The following is a 19,673-nucleotide window of genomic DNA, read 5'->3' on the forward strand; positions in this document are numbered from 1 at the left end:
TTGAGGTTCACAATCATAGTTTTTCACTGATTACATCAAGGTTGCTTTGTTGATAGGTTGTTTTGTGCTGTGTGTGGTTCCTTGGGTGGGCTATCCTGAGTCCATCCTGTGGGGTGAAGGGGAAAATTGCTGGTCGGTTGCTTATTTTGGGTTATAATAGTTTATCAGTGAATCAAAATTTTTGTTTGTCCTCTGATTGTGGTGTTGGTCTTGTGGAGAAAAAACCAGTCTATACATACGCCCACACTCACACCGCGACGGCTTCAACATATCCCCATGTTAGGCGTGTGGTAAAATTCGATTATGCCACACCCAAACAGACCCCAAAACACAAAGCAAACCCAAAAAACAACCCAAACCAACAACCACCATGTGGCAACCATAAAACCGCCACACCCACACAAAGAGACAAAAAATTGGTTTTGACAAGGAGGGTGTAAACAATTTTTAGAGAATCGCAGAAAAAACCTGTGCCTTCGACGGGTTATGGTTTTTCCCATGCTTCAATCAGTTCAGCAATCGCCTTTGCTTTTGGTGAGTCCTGATTTAGCCGATAGAGCCGTACGCGTCCGTAGGTGCGTTCTTGGAGGAGTCCTTCGGTTTGGAGGAGTTTTAGGTGGTTGGCGGTTGCGGTGTAGTTCATGTTTATACGCCGCGCAATGTCAGACACGTTTAGTTGGCCGAGTTGGTTGATGAGTTTGAGGATTTTTAGCCGCGGCTTCGACGCCAAAACATCTTCAAGCTCCATATTTATCGCTCCGCTTGGAGGCTTGCAGCCATCTCCTTCTCCAGTTCGCCTGCGGGAACTGTGGGCAACGACACCCGCGTGGATCTACCCCGCGTTTCAAGCGTCGCCACCTCCGTCTTGAGAACCCCCAAAGACGCAAGGTACTGGATATATTTCCAGAGTTGGGTGTGGCTATTGGGTTCCACTTCGTATTCTTCGCAGACTACCCCATATGCCTGTTCAGCTTCCGCGAGTGAGACGTAGGCGGAGTCGTTTTCTTTAAAGTACCGTGCAATAGCCAACAGGAGCAGCTTCTCATGGAAGCCCAGTGAAGCCAGTTCGCTGCGGCGCATGCTGGGGATGATGTTGGAGACTGCCATGCGGACGCATTCAGCCGCCACATAGGAGGCATCTTGGGCATCGGCGTATTTTCCTGCGCGCCACAACAACTCAATCCCAAACCGAGCGTTGCCCGTCTCTGAATACGCTAGTTCCGCCACTAAATCCACCACATCCTCAGGCACTGCGCCCCGCTCAAACGCTAAGCCCACACGCTTCGTGAGGATGTCGATGAGTTCGGGTTTGCCGTAGCGTTCCAGTTGGATGATGCTGCGTTGCAGGGTGCTGCGCGCGCTTTCATCGAGTGGCGCGATTGCTTTTAGGTCGCGCATTATGAATATGAAGGAGAGGCGTTGGGGGCTGCCTTGGCGCATCTCATGGATACGGGTCAATTTGTAGACGGCATCAGAGCCTTCCTTTTCTATGAGGCTGTCAAACTCGTCAAGGGACAGGATTAGGTGGGTTTCTTCCTCGTCTAATACCTGCATTAGCGTGGCGAGGATTTCTTCTGCGCCGTAGCCTCGGGCGGGAAAGTTGGGACGAAACGCCAAGACCGCGCGGTGCAGGATGGGTTGGAGGCTGCCTCGGAATTCGCGGCAGTTGACATGGACGTAGCGGAATTTGATGCCGCGTTTGTTCGCTTCAGAGGTCAGGTGGGCGCCGAAGTGCTGGGATAGCGCGGTTTTGCCAGTGCCGACGTCGCCGGTTATGATGACGCGTTGGGCCATGCGGTCGGCGCAGCGTAGGATGAAGCTAAAGAATTCAAAGAGGAGCCGTTGTTGGGTTTCACGGTGCGGCAGCTGCGGGGGGATGTAGTTTATGTCTAGTTTGGATTCGTCTTTGAATACGCTGTTTGCCGACACTTTTGACGCCTAGGTAGCTATTGTTTTTTGGATAATTTATGTTTTCCAAACAGAAGTTGGAATCTATAAAGCTTTATAACTAGTTCGGCTGATTGAAGGCTAAGCTTCATGAATTGCAAGACTTGAGTCGTGAGAATAGTGGTATATTCAGAGTGGGTAAAACGCAAACAAACCGAAGTCCTAAGCTGGCAAATAAACAAACCCAACGACGATGACGACGGCGGATTCCAAGCAGAAAAACCCAACGACATCGGCGGAGTCTGGACCACCGCAGAAGTCCTCTTCACAATACTCAAATACAAAACACTACCCCCCTCAGACAGCCGAATCCAACGCGCCAAAAACTGGCTAATCCGCCACCGAAACCTCGGCGGCGACTACGGCGACGGCTGGCCCCTCATCAACCGCGGCAACAGCTTCGTAGACACCACTTCCCGCGCAATCCTTGCCCTCTCATTCTTCCCCGACGACCCCGAAGCCGTAGATGCCATAAAAAAAGCCAAAGACTGGCTAATAGAGAACCAAAATGAAGACGGCGGCTGGAGCATATGGAAATACGAAGACAGCCTCGTCTCCGCCACCAGTTGGGCGCTTCTTGCGCTTCGCCAAATTGTAGATTTGTTCCCCGAGGACGAAAACGCAAAGTGCGCTACTCTAAAAGGAGCCACTTGGCTAAAGCTTGCCCAAGCCAAAAATGGCCTATGGGGTTTCACGCCTAATGGGCATTTGCCAGTTGCGCAAACCAACAACGCCACCACCCGCATGGCTGTTTACACCCTCTTCAGTTTAGGCGAGGATTTAGAGGAGTATCTGCCTGCTCTGAAGTCGTTTTTGGCGGAATTTGAGGCTGAAGGCAGATGGCGCACCATAAACGAAACGTATACGCTCAAATACTTTGGCGAAGGGCTGGATCAGCGGCTGTCATGGTTTAATGCGCCGTTTATGGTTATGATGCTTGTCACGTATGCGCGGTGCGTGCCCGGCTGCATTGAGATAAAGCCAATAATTGATGGGGTTGAGTCTCTCAAAAAATTTGACGCCGCCTATGAGGGCAAAGATGTTACGGACATATCTATAGGCGGCAACTTAGACATTCGTCCTTGGGCGTCTGTGCAGTACCTGCGTGGACTGCTCGAAGCGGAGTCTTACCTACAGGAACACCTCGACGAGTACGTCGCAGTGATGGGCAAAAAAGTTGAGGTTATCGAGAAAGCAGGCATGCTAAAATCAATGCCTATCCTTATGCCGCTTAGGCGTACAAGTAGCGTGTATGCGAGCGGTAGGTTTCTTATGATGATGATACCCGCGTTAGGTCTGGGCTTAATCGGTACCGCCTATTTTGCTGAGTTGTTTGGTTTTGAGGAGGCAGTGATTGTTAGCCTTTTTGCGGTGTATATGGTTACGTTTGGGGCGCTGGTTATTGGTTACCATCAGAAGGTTGTGTCAAAATCTAAATTCTGCTTTATGTATTTCCCGATTTGGGCGCTTGCTGTAACGGGCACCGTGCTGTTCATCATAGGCGAAGAGATTGAAGCGCTTGTGGTGTTGTTACTTATAGGGTTCCCAGAGTTACTTTCGCTGGTTATGAATAAAATTGGCAAAGAAGAACACAAATAACCAGCCAACTTGCCTTTTTTCCATGATTTTTCGATGCGTCGATTCTCATTGGATTCAGCACGCCAAATTTGCTTTCTAAACACAAGACTAATTAAGTAATAGTGCAATCCATATTTTCCGACACTCCATGATACCAAAATATTTCTTTTTCACGAAGGGAGTTGGCAAACATAAAGAGCAACTCCAATCATTTGAGTTAGCCCTCCGTGATGCAGGAATCCAAATGTGCAACCTCGTCAGCGTATCTAGCATCGTGCCACCCGGATGTGAACTAGTAACCCGGGAAAAAGGTCTCAAAATGATACACCCTGGCGAAATCACCTTTGTCGTCATCGCCCGCAACGCAACCAACGAACCTCATCGCCTCGTCGCATCCAGCATCGGCGTCGCTATACCCAGTGAGAAAAACCAATACGGCTACCTCTCTGAGCATCACAGCTTTGGACAAACTGACGAAGCCGCAGGCGACTACGCCGAAGACCTTGCAGCCACCATGCTTGCCACCACCATGGGCATACAATTTGACCCCGAAACTGCCTGGGATGAACGCAAAAAAATCTTCAAAACCACAGGGCTCATCATAAAAACCGCCAACACTACCCAATCTGCTGCAGGCGACAAAAACGGTCTCTGGACCACAACCATCTCAGCCGCAGTACTAGTACCTCCTGAGAACGGCAACGGCAAAGAATAAAAAAGAAACAAGCAAGTTTCTTTCGCACTTGCCCGCTTTTTATTGTTTAGATTTTAGCTCTGCATTAACGCCGCATCCGTCTCCAGAATGGCATTTTGCCTTGTAAAAAGCTCATCGTAACCTAATACTAAGCGATTTTTTGATAACAAATAGGCATTCTTGTTTTGCTGGGTGTTATTGCTGTTCTGCTGGTTAGGGTAGTCTTCTATCTGCGAAAAAGAAGCATAAAATAGCCACTCTATTGTTGTCCAAAGTTAATGCTTCAGGAATCGCGTTCAATGAATCTGTTTGGCGTCTATTTGGATGCTAATATTCAATCAATGCTGAAACGATAGAGGGGGAGGGGCTAAGCGGGCATATTTGGTGCCTATTAGAGGTTCTATGCAGAAACCTAAGAGGGGTAGGTCCTATTGGCAGAAAACAAGCCCAAAAGCATGTTGAAAACCAGTAGAAAGCCCCGCCAAAAAAGGGAGGGGTACCATCTGAGATATCTGGTCACTGTCGTTATGCATCAAAGAAGTGTTCCAGCTTGGAGTTTCCTGCTTTCTTGAGCACCTGCGCACAGTCTTTGGGGTCTAGCGCCTTAAACTCAAGCCCCATAGTCGCCAGTAGCACTTGCACGTCTTTACCTAAACTCGGCGCGACCAGTACAGCTCGGACTTCGCGGTTAATTTTGGCTTTGATGGGTTCGATGTATTTGGCGAGTTGCAGGACGGCTTCTTTGCTGGCGGTTCGGCGTTTGACTTCGATTATGACGAGGCGACCGTTTTTGTCTTCGCCATAGATGTCTACAAAGCCAGGTTCGACATGTTTTTCCCAGCTAATGGGTTTGAAGCCTTCTTCAAAGAGTTCAGGTTTTAGGAGAATTGCGCGGTGCATGTCATCTTCTGTTGCGTGCAAGAGGAATTCTCCTGCGTCATTGAGAGCCATCGCGGAGACCAAGAAAATCTCGGAGAAGGTTACGCGTACGGTTTCGCGGGGTTTTTGGCGTACGCCATGGATTTCTAAGCCTTCCTCTTTAATTTGAACATGAAAAGCGCCCCCCGCAGGTTGCCAGTTAACAGGCTCATAACCCACAGGACGATGCACAAGCAGTGAACCGTCGGATTTGATGATGAGGAGACGTTCGCCGGGTTGTAGGGTGGAGCTTGCTCTGCCCGAATAGTGCACATGACAGTCGCCTGCTATTACAAGGGTTCTTCTTTGTGCGAAGGCTTTCTCGATAAGAACTGCGGCTTCCGCTAGGTTGGGGTGGGTTAAGACTGCGAGTTTGTTGGGTTGCGCCATTAAATGTTCAGCCAACCTATTTAGGTAAGGCAAAGGTACATAAGAATTCTTGAAGGAACCGCCGCTATGGATTGGAAAAGCAAACGCTCAATCATGCACCGCTATGACGTAACCGCAGACATGTATGATGAACGCTACAGTGAAGAACAAAACCGAAAATACAAAAAAGCCCTCGAAACCGTCACGGTCGCTGACAAGGCGGTTTTGGATGTGGGTTGCGGTTCAGGCATGTTTTTTGACCAAATTGCCTCAGAAGCCAGACTCGTGGTGGGGGTAGATGTCTCTCACGGACTACTTCTGAAAGCAAAACAACAAGCGGCAAAGTATGAAAACGTGGCTTTATTGCAGGCTGACGCAGACCACTTGCCATTTCGAGACGGCGTATTTGGGGCGGCGTTTGCGTTTACCGTGCTGCAGAATATGCCTAAACCCCAAGAGACCCTCAAAGAGTTGAAGCGAGTGGTTGGATGCGGCGGTCAAGTGGTGGCGACGGGGCTTAAGAAGGCGCTACCGCTCGAGCGATTTATGGATATTTTAGAGGACAGCGGATTGGAATGGGCAAGTTTCGTGGATGAAGATTCCATTAACTGTTATGTTGCCACTTCGGCTCCGCTTAACATTTGAACATCCACCACGTCACCAGTATCAGCGAAGAGTCCGATTGTGACTTCGTTTATGCCGCCAGCGTATACTTTGTCGAGGCGAAGGATAATGTACCAGTAGGGAACCAACGCGACGCTGTTACTGCCCCGAGGATGAGGCACAAACTGAACCGAAACAGGTTGGTCTTGAATGCCAAAACCTGTGACTTTTTCGCCGTTAAAGTCCCAGCTAAGGGTTTTTGCATAGGTTTTTGCGATGGTTACAGCTTCTTCTTGGTTGATGTTGACGTTGGTGTTGGCTACCGTGAAGAGGAAGTAGCCGTCGGTTAATTCGGTTAAGATGTTGTTCTGGAAGGTCATGCGGAGGCTTTTTGCGTTGAAGTCCACTCCATTCTCGGTGTAGAGCCAGAGGAACTCGACGGATGGTCCAGTTACGGTGATTTGAAGTTTTATGTTTCCCGTAGTGACTTCTAGATTTTGGGTTCGGTTAACGGTAGCTAGTAGGTCACTCATTTCTTGCAGATAGGTGTCTCCGGAGATGGTTTTGTAGCGGTTAAGGATGTATTTTGCGTTTTGCAAGACATCGTTGGGTTGGGGATTAGAGAATATGGGTGAGCTTTCAATCATGGTTAATTCGTAGCGTGAAAGATGGTTAGCTCGGAAACGCAGATCCACGTCAAGGTTGCTGAAGTCGTTTGAGAGTGCATACTTGAGATTTTCTTCTGTAGCTCTAAAGTCATTACGGTACTCTAAATTGTTGCTAAGCATAGTGATTTCGTATTTGTTGGTGTCGATTTGGGTTATGTCACGGATGACTTCGGCAGCGCGGTTTGTATCCATGCCCCACGAGAGCAGTTGCTCATTTTCGGCTGCTATCGTTGAATATTTTGCTGAGAGGTCATTTATTGAGTAAAATAGCACTCCAGAAACTGAGGCTAAAAGGATAACTGCGATGGCTAAACCAGTGAAGAGAGTTTTCCATTTAAACGGCAACTTTAACGCATTGGCCGGTTCGGCTTTGGGGGCTTCCTCAACACCCTTCATGGCGCTCACAGTTGCTAACCCGAAGGTGGAGAGTTTGTATTTGCCGTTTTCCATTTTAAAAATAAGTTCGCCTAAGCTTTCAAGGTGATAAGTCAAATGAGAACTTGAAACTTCAAGTTGCTCCACCATCTCCATAAAAGTCATGGGTTTGTCGGCGAGCATACGGAGAATTTTGCGGCGAACAGGATGCTTAAGGGACGTAAACATTATTGAGTAGATTTCTTCTTCAGTGCTGGCCATGCGAATGAACCTAAGAGGTATTGTTTAAGACAGTGTATAAAACTTACCAAATATCCGTTCTTCAGACGCGTTTTGGCGTATTATTCAAAGTTTCAGAGCGTTAAAATTTGGTTTTAGTATATAAATGGGGTTTCTTGGTGGTTAGTCAAGAAAGTTTGACTAAACATGAACGTCGCTTAGTCAAGGATTATTGACGAAAAAGCTTTTAGCATTTTTAGAAGGTAGGAGACTTGACGGATGCGGCATGAACAAGTGGATAACGGAAGTGACGGCTTTAGCCTGTATGGTTCTGTTTGTTACTGCTTTATGTGCCGCTGCACACCCCTTCAAAGCCGCCGTTTCCCCAGATGACTTTACTACCGTTCAAGTCGCAACGGAAAAGACTGAACCCACGCCTCAGCCTTCAGCACCCGTAAACGCTGACATCCCCCAAACCACGCCGTCCCCAACCGAAACGCCTACATCCACCGCAACCCCGAATAGTTCATTTCCTATGGGGCAATTCATAGCGATCATTGCTTCGGTGTCGGTGGCAACTATTGGGTTATTTTTGTATTTTCGCAAACCCAAAAAATAAAAAAGTGCATAAGACAATGAAGAAAAAAATCTTGGCACTAATCATCGTAGCAGTGCTAGTCTCCTCTGTGAGTTTGCAATTCGTCGAAATTAACGATGCAGACCCATATATTGCGCCCGAAGAAGCACCTGCGGGTTTCAGAATCCAAAAGGATGGCGCCTGCGACATTCCAGGCGTTGAGCGCCAAGGAGTCGTTTACACTTTAACATGCGATATTTTTGATACCGTTGTGATAGAACGCGACGGGATAACGCTAGAGGGCAATGGTCACACCATCAGAGGAAATGGTGGCTCGATTGGGGTCTGGTTACAGGACAAAAGCAATGTGACGATACAAAACCTCAACATTGTAAACTTTACTCATGGAATAAGGTTTAGCCATTATGCACCTTATTGGCGGTCAGGACAAAATCCTAATTTCACCATCTCTTGCAGTGTCGAAAGTTGCAATATCACTGGAAACGATTATGGGATTTCATTATATTTTGCTAGCAACTGCAGTGTTTTAGGAAACTACATAGCGAATAGCACCTACGGAGTAGACTTGTCGGGCTCCAATAATGTCTTTAGACTAAACCGTATAGAAGAGAACAAATACAATTTCGTGGAATCAGCAGAGTACATCAATGACGTAGATTCGTCGAATAAAATCAACAGTAAGCCTGTTTACTATTGGATTAATCAGCACAACCAGATCGTGCCCGATGACGCTGGGATGGTGGTTCTCAAAAACTGTAGCGAAATCAGGGTTCAAAACTTAAGTTTTAGCAACAGCAGATGCGGCATATCGTTATACAATACTAACAATTCAGTACTTATAGGGAACAAGCTCGCCCAAAACTACAAAGGACTTGAATTATGGCGTTCCCACAACAACAGCATAATATACAATCATATAACAAACGCCACCTTTGATGGAATCGAAATCTATCACTCTGAGAACACTACAATAGCACATAACCTCATTGCCAACAACGAAAACGGCATTTATCACCGGGCAGAAGCAAAAAACGAAGTGATATCTGATAATTTGATTATCAACAACAAACACTCAGGTATACTGGGGGGCTCAGATTACTCCAAAATAACTCATAATTTTGTTGTTGACAACGGCGGCGGCATAACAGTTGGGTCAGCCTGCCAAGTGACAAGAAACAACATTACCCGAAACAGCGCGTCGGGGATAATTTTTAGGTCGAACAACCTAATAACTGATAACTACATTTCCAAAAACCAAATCGGACTTATGACAAACAACGGTCAAGGAAACATAATCACACAAAACAGCATAATCGAGAACGATGACTGGGGCAGCAGATTTCAAGGTGAAACTGAAAACAACCTGATTTACTATAACAACTTCATACTGAATAATGGCAGTGAACTTCAGGCATCAATCAAGGGCTATTGGGTTTTCGATTTAAGCACAATTTCCGAGGAGGACCATCCGCCGCCCCAGCATGTAGCGGGGGCATACAACTCATGGGATAATGGGACAGTGGGTAACTATTGGAGCAATTACCATCTCCTCTATCCTTACGCCCAAGCGGTAGAAAACCAATCCTTTAGCAATGAACCATACGTCATTGACGATAACAACAAAGACAATTATCCTCTGTTACGACCAATCAAATTTAACACCATAGAAATGCCTTCAACCGATGCCCCCCCAGAAATGTACATCAGCCCAGTCAAACCAATCGAAGAGCAACATGAACCTATCGAGCCTTCTCCGACTACGCCAGTAACTGGAACTATTGTACTATCTATTTTGGGTGCCGCAGGGTTAGTTGTGGTTTTTCTAGTTTATTTCAGACATAGAAGGAAAGTCAAATGAAGAGAAAAACAGCATTAATCCTTTCAACAGCTTTATTGTTGTTTTCTCTTGTTGTGGGAGAATTTGTGGGGGTTACGTTAGCTGACCCTTTCATGCCTGCCAATTCATGGTCCAATCCGCCCACTCCACCTTCATTTAACGTGCAATCGCCATATGAAAAACTCAGCTATTGGGTTGATAGCGATGTTTGGCTGGATTTCACGGTTACGCCGCCGCTGACATATTGGTATAGTCCAGACAGGAGTTCCTACCCCAGCCATTACGCCACCTCTTTTGGCGAAATTACCTATGTCGGGTTTTCAGTTGATGGACAAACAGAAACCGCGGTCAACAAGGTTTCAGAATATCAAAGCGTTGAAACATATTCGGTTAATATTGGGCGGTTATCGGCGGGGCAACACACAATCCGCATCACTGCCCAAGGTTCTGGGCGATATGGCAACCTCACCCATGACCTCTACAGTGGCTCAAACCACAGTATCCAAGAGAGCACTAAAACCAAATTTCTCCAAAACAGCATAAAACTCAGCTTTACAGTGAACCAAGACCACCCAACCACGCCGCCCAACTTCACGTTAGTAAGCCCCTCGAACAAGACGTACTACTACTTCGTTAACTCCGTTTACTACCCAGATTCGGAACATGTGAATTATGTGGGTTTACGCTACCGATCCGACGATATTCACTTATCGGTTGGATACAGCTTCGACGATGACCCAAACATCATAGCCGCCACCAACGGCACTAAAATAAGCATACCAATCACCAGCCACAGCCTAACCCTCCACGCCAAAGACACCTTCGGAAACCAAGCCACCCAAACAGCATACTACAAAATATTACCCTACGAATCACCTACCCATCGTCCCCATACACCACAGCAACGATTAAACGGAACATTACGCCCAGAGGCACAACAACAAATCCAACATTTTGCTGTGAACGTGTTTGGGTTAATGGTTGCCTTTGTTGCCGTTGTTATCGGCACTGTTGTTTTGGTTTATTTCAAGACACGCAAAAAACGGCTACCAAAAAGTCAGTAACAGGCTGTTGCGTTTAGAGACCTCAGATAGTGGGTACATAGCTCCTCCTTATTTATCAGTAGATTAAAATTTTTGGTTTGTCTCTTTGTGTGGGTGCGGCGTTTTACGGCATGCCACAAGTTAGCAGTAGATCGCGTTTGTTTTTTGGGGTTACAGTGTGTTTTGGGGTCTGTTTGAGTGTGGCATAACCGAACCCTACCACACGCTCAACATAGAAGTATGTTGAAACCGCTGCAATGTGCGTGTAAAGTTATGTTTGGACGGTTTTTTTCTCCACAAAAACCACAACCCGCACACAAACAAAAAAAATTGATCTATTGGTAAAGTAAATAGGGTTAATCGTCTGGTTCTTCGGTTTCTTCATCAGGTTCAGCTTGCGAGATTGCGTCTTGGGCTTCTGCCTTCTGCTTCTCAGCCGAAAGCAACATGTCAATAAGGGCTTTTTGGTCCACTTCTGCCCTTGTTCGCCAATCCAGATACAACTGCCCCGCATCATCTTGCATAAGGTAGCCTGCGCGGATGTAGCGGTCCACGTTTAAGCTGACCTTCCAGTTAGGCATCTTCTCGGATAGCAGCTTTTCGACGTCTTTGCGTGCGGCTTGCCCCTTTTTGCTAACAACAAAGCTTATGGTAATAGCTAAACCTGCAAGGTCATCAATACGCCAACCCATCAACTTGTCCTTAGTCACTGACCCATTGCGCAGCGCCACAAAGAATCGTGCCTTGTCAAGCTCTTCGATAGTGGGCTTCTGGGGAGCAGTTTCCTCCTCAAACACCACTTTCACCTGCAAATCCATGGGCTCTAAATAATCCTCCAAAACATCCAGCACCTTGGGGTAATCAGCGCCAAGCGCCTTGTGGAGTTCCCAGCCTTTCACACCGGGCTTCTGGTGGCGTTTATAGAAGAGCATCTGTGTGGCTTTCTTTACTTTGCCTGCGTAGGCTCCTTTCTTTTTTGCACTCATGGCTGTTTTCCTTCCTTCCATTTTTGCCAGTCCTCCACCGACACAACAATCGGAACCGAGATAGATTGCACGTCTAAGGCGGCGGTGCGAGGCTGCGTGTAGGGAAGGATGAATATGGTTTCTTCGAGGCGGTCAATCTCCATTGTAGCGTAACCGTAGGTAACCAAGAAGCTGGTAAGAAACGCACGTTGTACGGTTTCCTCGTAGGTGTCGGCGCCGATGAAGTTCCAATAGGCAATTTTTTGGCTATCGCCTTTTTCGTTGACTGTGACTTTTAGTTCTTGCCAGTAGGTTTCTAATTCTTCGGAGAATTCTTTGTCGCTAAGCACCCGCTGCTTCACCAATTCTTCGCGGCTAACTGCGCCAGTGGCGACTTCTGAAACGTCTATGTCTTTCCAGCGGTCCCCCAATGGAGCCAACGCCTCCCAATACAGCAGTCCCTGTGCAATGTTAGGCAGACTAAGCTGCTCGAACTCTACCAGCGGACTCCACGCGCCAAGAAACACATCCACCATGCCTTCACGGCTGGTCTGGCGGATTTTTTCCTCCAGCAGAAACGGGTCGGTGTAGAGTGAGGTGGAGCGTTGTTTTACCCATTCGCTCTGCATCTTGATGACCGTGGCAAGGTGGCTGAGGGTTTCGGCGTCGAGTTTGAGTTCGTCGGGTTGTTGCCAGTTGGGGAAGTATTGCTTGACTATGCCGATGATTTCGTCGACGTTTAGGGTGAAGGGGTCAACTTGGTGGGTTTCGATGGCTAAGCACATTTCGATGATGCGTTCTAGGCGTTCTTTGCCCAGTTTTTTGCTTTCGTGAGGCGGAGTCATTTGGTGACCTCCCGTACGACGGATTTGCCCTCCAAATTCTGCACTGTAATTACGTTGGCGTCTTGCTGGGCAAACGTGATTTGGCTAGGCGTAATAACAACATACTGTGCCGCGGCGTCTTTTATGAGGGCTACTAGGACTTTGGCTATCATCTCGCGGTTTTTGGGGTCCATGTGGATGTCGTATTCGTCTACGGCGCGGAAAGGCGACCGCACATGCTGCTGTAGTGCTAACAAAAACGCCATCGTTGCGGTGGTTCGTTCGCCGCCGCTCTGCGTATAAGCATCTAACGCAACTGGTTTGCTGCCCTTGAAACCCACGAAGATATCCAGCCCCGCGGTTTCGATGTCCTGTGGGTTAGAAAGCTGCACTTCGCCTGTTGCAAGGGTTTGGCTCATGATACGCTGATACTCCATGTTGACACGGCTAAGCAGGTTTTCCATGACGCTACGCCAGGATTGTAGCCGCGTTTTGACTTCCTCAAGCGTTTTTTCGCGGTTCTCAGCCACTAACTGCGCTTTCTCTTTGAGTTCGAGATAGAGTTTAGAGTAGGATTCGTATTGTCGCTCAATCTCCTCTGACACAGAAGCTAACGCTGCAAGGTGACCCTCAGTTTGACCTATTTCATCTTGAATATCACTTGGGCTCTTGATGACGGCGATACGTTCGCCCAGCGCCAATGCTTTTTGGGTGGCGACGTTGAGGGCTTCTTGGGCTTCACGCAGAAGCTTCTCGATGTTTTTAAGGTCGTTTTGTGCTGTTGCCCGCTTAAACTCCAGCAACGCGAGGGTGACACGTTTGTCGATTGCGGCGTTAGAGTTTTGGTCGGTGGATTGCTCGAGTGTTAGATGTTTGGTTTGGTTTTCTTGCAGTTGTTGGGTGGCTTTTTGGATTTGTTGCTGCGCGGTTTGTAGGAGGGTTTTTAGGTTTTCTGTTCGCAGCAGCTTAAACTGGCTTTTTGCGGGGAGGGTTTCGAGTAGTTGGGCTTCAGTTAGCAGTTGACTGAGCAAGTCTTGGGCAGATTGGCTCTGCGCAACTTGCCGCTCATATTCAACCCGTGCATCAAAAATCGCTTTTAACTCGTCTCGAAGTGTCTGCTGCTTAGTTGCTTGCCCATCCAACTCGGCTATGAGGGCTTGGCGTTGGTCTTCGATTTTGCCCAGCGCCTGTTGATTCTTGTTATAGTTAGCTTGGAGATTTTTAACGGTGCTCTCGCGGCGTTCGACGTCTGCCCAGACGAGTTCGCGGTCGAGGAAGCGACGTTTTATTTGAAGCTGCTTTTTCTCTTGGAACTTCTCGTATTGTTCTCGCCAGTAGTTGAGGGTCTGTTCCGCCTGTTCGAGGAGTTTGCCCACTGATTCTTCTTGGCTGAGGATGCGGGTTAGTTTGGTTTTGGCTTCCACCACATTCACGCGGAAGGGTTCGAGCCCCACGGCGGCTTCCACCATGCGGAGCTTATCGACGTTGCTAAGGACGCTGAACTGTTCAACCATGTTTTGATGCATGATGATAAGCATGTTGTCTGGGTCAACGCCGAATTTGCCCAGCAGGCGCTCTACGTCTTGTTTGCTGGCGGCGCGGTTTTCGAGTTCAAACCAGTATTTGCCGTCTCGACGTAGGACGCGGGTAAGGAAAAGTTGATCTTTGCTGTATTTTGCGACGGGGCGGCGGTTGCCCTGTTTGCTGTTGTCTAAAATTAGGGTGACGCGGGCTTGGTCTTGTCCCCAGCGTATGAGGTCGCTGAGTTTGCGGCTGCGTTCGGTGTAGGTTTGCCCCAGCCCCACCGAGATGGCAAGGAGTAGGCTGGATTTTCCTGCGCCATTCGGACCGCCGATTACGTTAACGCCTTTTTTGAAGGGGACGCGGGCGTATTCGTAACTCATAAAGTTTTCAACGATAAGTTCCTGAATAAGCATAACTAACTATTTGCCTCTATTTGCGGAAAATAGTAGTGCAGAACTCTCTTATTTAACTAAAACGGATAGGTTTGTAACAAATATAGGGAGTTATGATTCTTTTCAATTCTGAAATTTTCAAGAAATGGAAGTAGTCAAGAAACTTTGACTAAACTAATCAAGAATCCTTTACGAACAGTCTTTTAAATGCACTCAAGCAATAACACTTTTGAAGGTAAAAAAATAATGAAGAAATCTCTTTCCGCCATGTTCATTATTGTTATCCTTTCAATTTCTATATTAGCCGCATGTACCCAAAACTTCATTGTAGAAGCTCAGGGCGTCTTGAACCCCCGCACTGATGGCTTGATGGCTTGGTGGAAACTTGATGAGGGCAGCGGAAGAACAGTGGCGGATTCTTCGGGCAATAATTATGACGGAACAATTACTGGATGTCAATGGGTGAAAAATGGAGGAATCACTTCTTTAGGTTTCAATGGCGCCCAATCAGATTTTGTCAGCCTTCCATCATTTGACCTACAAAACATAGATTCATTAACAGTAGTCTCTTGGATAAACTCAGATTTATCCAAAGTCGGGTTCATAGTATTTCTTGGTGATTCAGGGACCGCAGAAATGGGCAACGGGGATTTGAGTGAGGAAACACAAAGGTTAAACCTCAATCCAGACCATGCTGGCTTTAGCGTTAAATTATCTAATGGACACTGGGTAGGAGTTTCTTCTCCAGTCCCCATGCAACCTAATACGTGGCACCAAATTGTAGGAGTATGGGTTCGAGGAACTTCTTTGAAGGTTTATGTTGACGGCAGTTTAGCTGCCCAAACTGATGATGTAGCAAATTTGGGTCTGTTTAACTCAGGCTACGGATTTCCAAACTCACTTGGGATATATAGTCAAAATCTATGGAGTCAAATAGACTACTTCAAGGGACAAATGAGCAACGTCATGATTTATAGTAAGGCTTTGTCTGATCAGGAAATACAAACGCTCAACAGCCAGTTTGGTCAATCTTTGCATACACCATCGCTCACCCTTTCATGCACAAGTCAAACTTCACAGCAAGTCTTCAACGTTTTCAAGATTAGCGGCGACTTAACCTCTGATGGGATAGCAATTCCTAATGCGCCTGTTTATGTTTCATACAGTGTCACAAATGGAGAATCATGGCAAGACCTCACCTTGTTATACACCGACGCAGACGGCACTTACTCAGCACTTTGGCTACCAACGGTGACAAGCAATTATCAAATAAAAGCCATCTACAAAGGAGACGAAAACAACTTAGGCGCGGTCAACACCATCAACATTGCCATACAGCCATCCGCCGACCAAAATGTCTTCTCAATATCGTCAAACTCAACCATAACCGCTCTATCCTTTAACCCAGAAAGCAAACAACTAAAGTTCAATGTTACAGGAGACGGCGGAACTAGCGGCTACACCTATGTTTTCATTCCAAACGCTCTACTAACCCCCGGCAACGAATTAACCGTGCAATTGGACAATAGCCCAATTAACTATACCGTTAACCAGCAAGATAATGGGTGGCTTCTTTTCTTTGCATACCACCATAGCAGCCACGTGGTCACTATAAGTTTAGATTTAACATCAGCAGAACCTAAAGCTTTTGACTTCAGCGAAATCGAGAACTACGTGTTGCTGGTGGTCATCGCTTGCACTGCAGCAGCTATAACTGTTCTGTTAGCGGTTTTCAGAATGAGCAAAAAGAATACCCACTGAAACGTAAAGCGCACCTGTGGAGGAGTTTTGTCAGGGAAAACGAAGAAATCAACCGTTAACTACGTGGCAATTCACAAATTTTAAATAAAGATAATCGAAACAAACAAAGTGGAAGGTTGTTCTGGGCTAGGTTTGGCAGAGATGACACGAACCGTTGATCTTTGCATGTGGGCTAAAAATGGAGAAAGAACGCTGCCCTTTGTTTTAGAACGGATTAACTCGGTAATTCCACGCGAAATGATTCATCAAAAAATCATGATTGACGACCACAGCACTGACAACACACCCGCTATTGGAAAAAAGTTCGGCTGGAACGTGATTCCAAATGAGGGGCATGGAATAGGGCACGCAGCCAACCTTGCTCTTAAAAAGGTTAAAACAGATGTTTTCTGCTCTTTTGAACAAGACCTACTACTCGCGCCAAATTGGTTTGAAGGCGTCTATCCGTTGATATTTAAAGAAAACACGGTGGTAGCGTCTGGTCTTCGATTTCTCTCAGCACCACGAGCAGCAAGAGACTTAGAAATATATATTTACAATGATTTATGCTCAAATTACTCTAAGGGACTAATTGATACACGACATTTCCCCCGAACAATCGATAATACAATCTATCGAACGGCTTTTTTGACAAACATGGGGGGCTTTGATTTTCTTCGAAGTGGGGGAGGACAGGACAGCCGCTTAAGCCAAAAAATTCTAAGAACCGCCTATTCATGGAAAGTCAACTATAACGTGATTTCGGTGCATTTGCGACCTAACAGTTACCTCAATGAGCTACGACATCAAAAATGGTATGCAACCACCATGTCTGAGATTTTGCAGCCATTCAATATTGAACCGCCAATTGGTTCAACATTCTTCCGATTGGTTAAATCTCCCCTAACCTCTATCAAAATTGTTAAACGCACCAAAAATCCATCACTGACTATCTATTATCCAACTTTACTAGTTATCCAGTTAATAGGTTTCTTGCAGGGCAAAAAATTCGCTAACCCAGTCTAGCAAAGTGATTGAATCCATCACGCCAAAGGCCATTTTTGTTGGCTAATTGTTTTTGGGAACAACACCTTATTGAGGACGAAACGGAATATTATATTCTGTCTAACTTTTTGGGGATTCACCTGTCCTGAGGGTTACGTTTGTTAGAGGTTGATTTGAAAACAAGAATCAGACTTGAGGATTTTGAAGGCATTGTGCCGGAAGACCAAATTCAAAGCGTACACGCGTTAGGCGAAAAGCTAAAGGGCAAATCAGTCACGCACGTGAACTCAACCTCATTTGGCGGGGGAGTAGCAGAGATTTTGCAGAATATGATTCCGCTTATGCGGGAGGCAGGCTTGGATGTGAAGTGGGAAGTCATAGAAGCCGACCCCGATTTTTTTAATATAACAAAGAAAATTCACAACGCCTTACAAGGAGCCAACCTTGACCTCAGCAAAGAAGAAAAAAGGGCATATCTGGAGGTCAACAGGATGAACAGCGAGACAACGGAATTGGGCAGCGACATCGTCATGGTGCATGATGCTCAACCAGTTGCGCTTATTGCATTCTGCCCTAACAGAGACAACTGTTGGATTTGGCGGTGCCATGTTGACCTCTCCACGCCCAATCTATCTGTCTGGAACTTTCTAGAACCCTACGTCGCACGCTATGACGCCACGGTTTTTACATCCAAAGAATACGTCATGCCCAGCTTGGTTGTTCCTACGCTTTCTATAAGACCGCCATCCATTAACCCCCTTAACGAAAAAAACAGAGAACTAACCGAATCAGAGAAACTAGAGGTGTTAGAGCGGTTCGGGGTGAAACCTGACCAGCCAATCCTCACGCAGGTAGGACGATTCGACCCTTGGAAGGACCCTTGCGGCGCAATTGATGTTTACAGGCGCGTCAAAGAGCAGTTTGAAACGGTTCAGCTTTTGCTCATTGGGGGGATGGCAACGGATGACCCCGAAGGTATGCGATACTTCAAAGAAGCCCAACGCCATGCCGCCGGTGACCCAGACATTCACCTTATTTTGACGGATTCAAAAGGCATCAAAGATGTCGAGGTTAACGCTTTTCAACGCGCCTCGCAAGTGGCGCTTCAGATGTCCACGCGTGAAGGTTTCGGCTTAACAGTGGCTGAAGCCCTCTGGAAGGGTGTTCCGGTGGTGGGAAGAAGGGTTGGCGGAGTTCCACTTCAAATCGTGGACGGCGAGAATGGCTTTCTTGTCGGTAGTGTGGAGCAGGCTGCTGAGCGAACCTTGTACCTGTTGAAGAATAGGGAGAGGGCTAAGCAGATGGGTGCCAGCGGGAAAGAGAGGGTGCGGGAACACTTTTTGATTATTAGCCATATCCGCGATTACTTACTGCTGTTTAACAGCCTGCTAAGCGTCAAACAGCCATTTAGTGGTAAGACGCTGTAAGCTAAGACCACGGTTTTGTGTTGTTGTCTTTACGTAGCCACAAAGCCTTATGAAAACCAAGTTTTCTGTGAAAAGTGGTGTAATTGATGACTAAACCCGATTCGCCCGCTCCAAAAAAACCTCGTGACCCTAAAAGAGTTGCTGTTTCCCCCTCGTCGCCTGAAAATCCGCCTTCACCTAAACCATTAAACCGTCCTAACCCAGAAAAGTTTACATGTCTAACCTGCGGCGAAACCTTTAGCACCCGAGAAGAACTCAGTTTGCATATGGAGATGGCGCATCACACTCGGATGCGTTGAAGAGAATTGTCTACATAAAGATTATTCGCAAGTTTACTGACAAAAGAAGTCAAGAAAAATTGACTAAGAGAAGTAGAGGGAAGCTGGAGGCTAAACGGGCAACCCGTTACAGGACTATAGGTAACATTACGTATCGAATCAGCGACGGCTCATCGCCTAGTCAGCCGACAATGCGGCTATAACTTAGGTAATGCTCACGTTCTGAATGTCAAAGTAACGCTTTGCTAAAAAGCGCAAACGTTCGGCGTTTTTGCCGTTTTTACCTATTGCGACGCCCTTGTCTTTGGGGTTAACGGTTATGACAGCCATCTTTTTGCCGTCAGTACGTTCGGTGACGCGGATTTCGCGGACTGTGGCGGGTTTGAGAGCGTTTTTCATGAAGGTAACGGGATCTTCGCTGTATTCGATGATTTCGTGTTTTTTGCCGGTCATGCGTTCGAGGGTGTGGATGTTACGTCCGCCTTTTCCTATGGCGACGCCCACTTGGCCTTGGTTGACGATGAATATTGCCCGTTCTTGTTCTTCGTCTATGATGCAGTCTTTTACGCTTGCGCCGCTGATGCTTTCAAACAATGCTATGTACCGCATTTCGTCGCAGGTAATTTTTATGCCAGTTGTCAGTTTTTTTCCTCCAATATTATATTATCT

Annotated in this window: 18 protein-coding genes; 10 read left to right on the plus strand and 8 right to left on the minus strand. The window is 46.8% G+C overall.

Annotation, left to right across the window (positions count from 1 at the left end; translation table 11 throughout):
- Positions 1–484 precede the first annotated feature (484 nt).
- Both NWE92_07260 and NWE92_07265 read right to left on the minus strand, forming a co-directional pair.
- Positions 485–748 carry a metalloregulator ArsR/SmtB family transcription factor gene (locus tag NWE92_07260; GenBank protein MCW4029428.1) on the minus strand — a complete coding sequence of 88 codons (264 nt, stop codon included), beginning with the start codon at positions 746–748 and terminating at the stop codon, positions 485–487.
- A 2-nt stretch (positions 749–750) separates the two neighbouring features.
- Positions 751–1,929 (minus strand): ORC1-type DNA replication protein, encoded by a 1,179-nt coding sequence (locus tag NWE92_07265; protein MCW4029429.1) that lies wholly within the window; start codon positions 1,927–1,929, stop codon positions 751–753.
- Positions 1,930–2,067: 138 nt separating this feature from the next.
- Between NWE92_07265 and NWE92_07270 the strand changes: the two genes are divergently transcribed.
- Positions 2,068–3,546 (plus strand): terpene cyclase/mutase family protein, encoded by a 1,479-nt coding sequence (locus tag NWE92_07270; protein ID MCW4029430.1) that lies wholly within the window; start codon positions 2,068–2,070, stop codon positions 3,544–3,546.
- Between the two features lie 127 nt (positions 3,547–3,673).
- Positions 3,674–4,240, plus strand: a complete 567-nt coding sequence (locus tag NWE92_07275) for an arginine decarboxylase, pyruvoyl-dependent (protein ID MCW4029431.1) — start codon at positions 3,674–3,676, stop codon at positions 4,238–4,240.
- A 504-nt stretch (positions 4,241–4,744) separates the two neighbouring features.
- On the opposite strand, the gene nucS is transcribed toward NWE92_07275, so the two are convergent.
- Positions 4,745–5,542 (minus strand): endonuclease NucS, encoded by a 798-nt coding sequence (gene nucS / locus NWE92_07280; protein MCW4029432.1) that lies wholly within the window; start codon positions 5,540–5,542, stop codon positions 4,745–4,747.
- Between the two features lie 51 nt (positions 5,543–5,593).
- On the opposite strand from nucS, the gene NWE92_07285 reads away from it, so the two are divergent.
- A complete protein-coding gene (locus NWE92_07285) occupies positions 5,594–6,151 on the plus strand; it encodes a methyltransferase domain-containing protein (GenBank protein ID MCW4029433.1) in 558 nt (185 codons plus the stop codon).
- Here the strand turns inward: NWE92_07285 and NWE92_07290 are convergent.
- The gene (locus NWE92_07290; GenBank protein MCW4029434.1) at positions 6,118–7,413 is read right to left on the minus strand and encodes a winged helix-turn-helix domain-containing protein; all 1,296 of its coding nucleotides are present in this window, start codon (positions 7,411–7,413) and stop codon (positions 6,118–6,120) included. The genes NWE92_07285 and NWE92_07290 overlap by 34 nt on opposite strands.
- Before the next feature lie 190 nt (positions 7,414–7,603).
- Here NWE92_07290 and NWE92_07295 point away from each other — a divergent pair, with 190 nt between their 5' ends.
- The 3 genes from NWE92_07295 to NWE92_07305 are packed head-to-tail and all read left to right on the plus strand — an operon-like array spanning position 7,604 to position 10,870.
- The gene (locus tag NWE92_07295) at positions 7,604–7,990 is read left to right on the plus strand and encodes a hypothetical protein (GenBank protein MCW4029435.1); all 387 of its coding nucleotides are present in this window, start codon (positions 7,604–7,606) and stop codon (positions 7,988–7,990) included.
- A gap of 16 nt (positions 7,991–8,006) precedes the next feature.
- Positions 8,007–9,827, plus strand: coding sequence for a right-handed parallel beta-helix repeat-containing protein (locus NWE92_07300; GenBank protein ID MCW4029436.1), 1,821 nt, complete (start codon positions 8,007–8,009; stop codon positions 9,825–9,827).
- Positions 9,824–10,870, plus strand: a complete 1,047-nt coding sequence (locus NWE92_07305; protein MCW4029437.1) for a hypothetical protein — start codon at positions 9,824–9,826, stop codon at positions 10,868–10,870. The genes NWE92_07300 and NWE92_07305 overlap by 4 nt, the downstream gene beginning before the upstream one ends.
- A gap of 335 nt (positions 10,871–11,205) precedes the next feature.
- On the opposite strand, the gene NWE92_07310 is transcribed toward NWE92_07305, so the two are convergent.
- From NWE92_07310 to NWE92_07320, 3 genes are read right to left on the minus strand one after another with little or no spacing between them, the layout of a single operon-like run.
- Positions 11,206–11,835 (minus strand): hypothetical protein, encoded by a 630-nt coding sequence (locus tag NWE92_07310; GenBank protein MCW4029438.1) that lies wholly within the window; start codon positions 11,833–11,835, stop codon positions 11,206–11,208.
- Entirely contained in the window at positions 11,832–12,659 is an 828-nt protein-coding gene (locus NWE92_07315; GenBank protein MCW4029439.1) for a hypothetical protein, read from the minus strand. The genes NWE92_07310 and NWE92_07315 overlap by 4 nt, the downstream gene beginning before the upstream one ends.
- On the minus strand, positions 12,656–14,575 hold the full coding sequence (locus NWE92_07320) for a hypothetical protein (GenBank protein MCW4029440.1): 1,920 nt from the start codon (positions 14,573–14,575) through the stop codon (positions 12,656–12,658). The genes NWE92_07315 and NWE92_07320 overlap by 4 nt, the downstream gene beginning before the upstream one ends.
- Before the next feature lie 225 nt (positions 14,576–14,800).
- Between NWE92_07320 and NWE92_07325 the strand changes: the two genes are divergently transcribed.
- The 4 genes from NWE92_07325 (at position 14,801) to NWE92_07340 (ending at position 19,025) form a co-directional block, all read left to right on the plus strand.
- Positions 14,801–16,315, plus strand: coding sequence for a LamG domain-containing protein (locus tag NWE92_07325; GenBank protein ID MCW4029441.1), 1,515 nt, complete (start codon positions 14,801–14,803; stop codon positions 16,313–16,315).
- A 141-nt stretch (positions 16,316–16,456) separates the two neighbouring features.
- Positions 16,457–17,320, plus strand: a complete 864-nt coding sequence (locus NWE92_07330) for a glycosyltransferase family 2 protein (GenBank protein ID MCW4029442.1) — start codon at positions 16,457–16,459, stop codon at positions 17,318–17,320.
- Between the two features lie 191 nt (positions 17,321–17,511).
- Complete coding sequence (locus NWE92_07335) at positions 17,512–18,726, plus strand: glycosyltransferase (protein ID MCW4029443.1); 1,215 nt, start codon at positions 17,512–17,514, stop codon at positions 18,724–18,726.
- Between the two features lie 86 nt (positions 18,727–18,812).
- On the plus strand, positions 18,813–19,025 hold the full coding sequence (locus NWE92_07340) for a C2H2-type zinc finger protein (protein ID MCW4029444.1): 213 nt from the start codon (positions 18,813–18,815) through the stop codon (positions 19,023–19,025).
- A gap of 183 nt (positions 19,026–19,208) precedes the next feature.
- Here the strand turns inward: NWE92_07340 and NWE92_07345 are convergent, their stop codons facing one another.
- On the minus strand, positions 19,209–19,634 hold the full coding sequence (locus NWE92_07345; GenBank protein ID MCW4029445.1) for a NusA-like transcription termination signal-binding factor: 426 nt from the start codon (positions 19,632–19,634) through the stop codon (positions 19,209–19,211).
- Between the last annotated feature and the right edge of the window lie 39 nt (positions 19,635–19,673).

The organism is Candidatus Bathyarchaeota archaeon (genome assembly GCA_026014745.1).
Classification (GTDB): domain Archaea; phylum Thermoproteota; class Bathyarchaeia; order Bathyarchaeales; family Bathycorpusculaceae; genus Bathycorpusculum.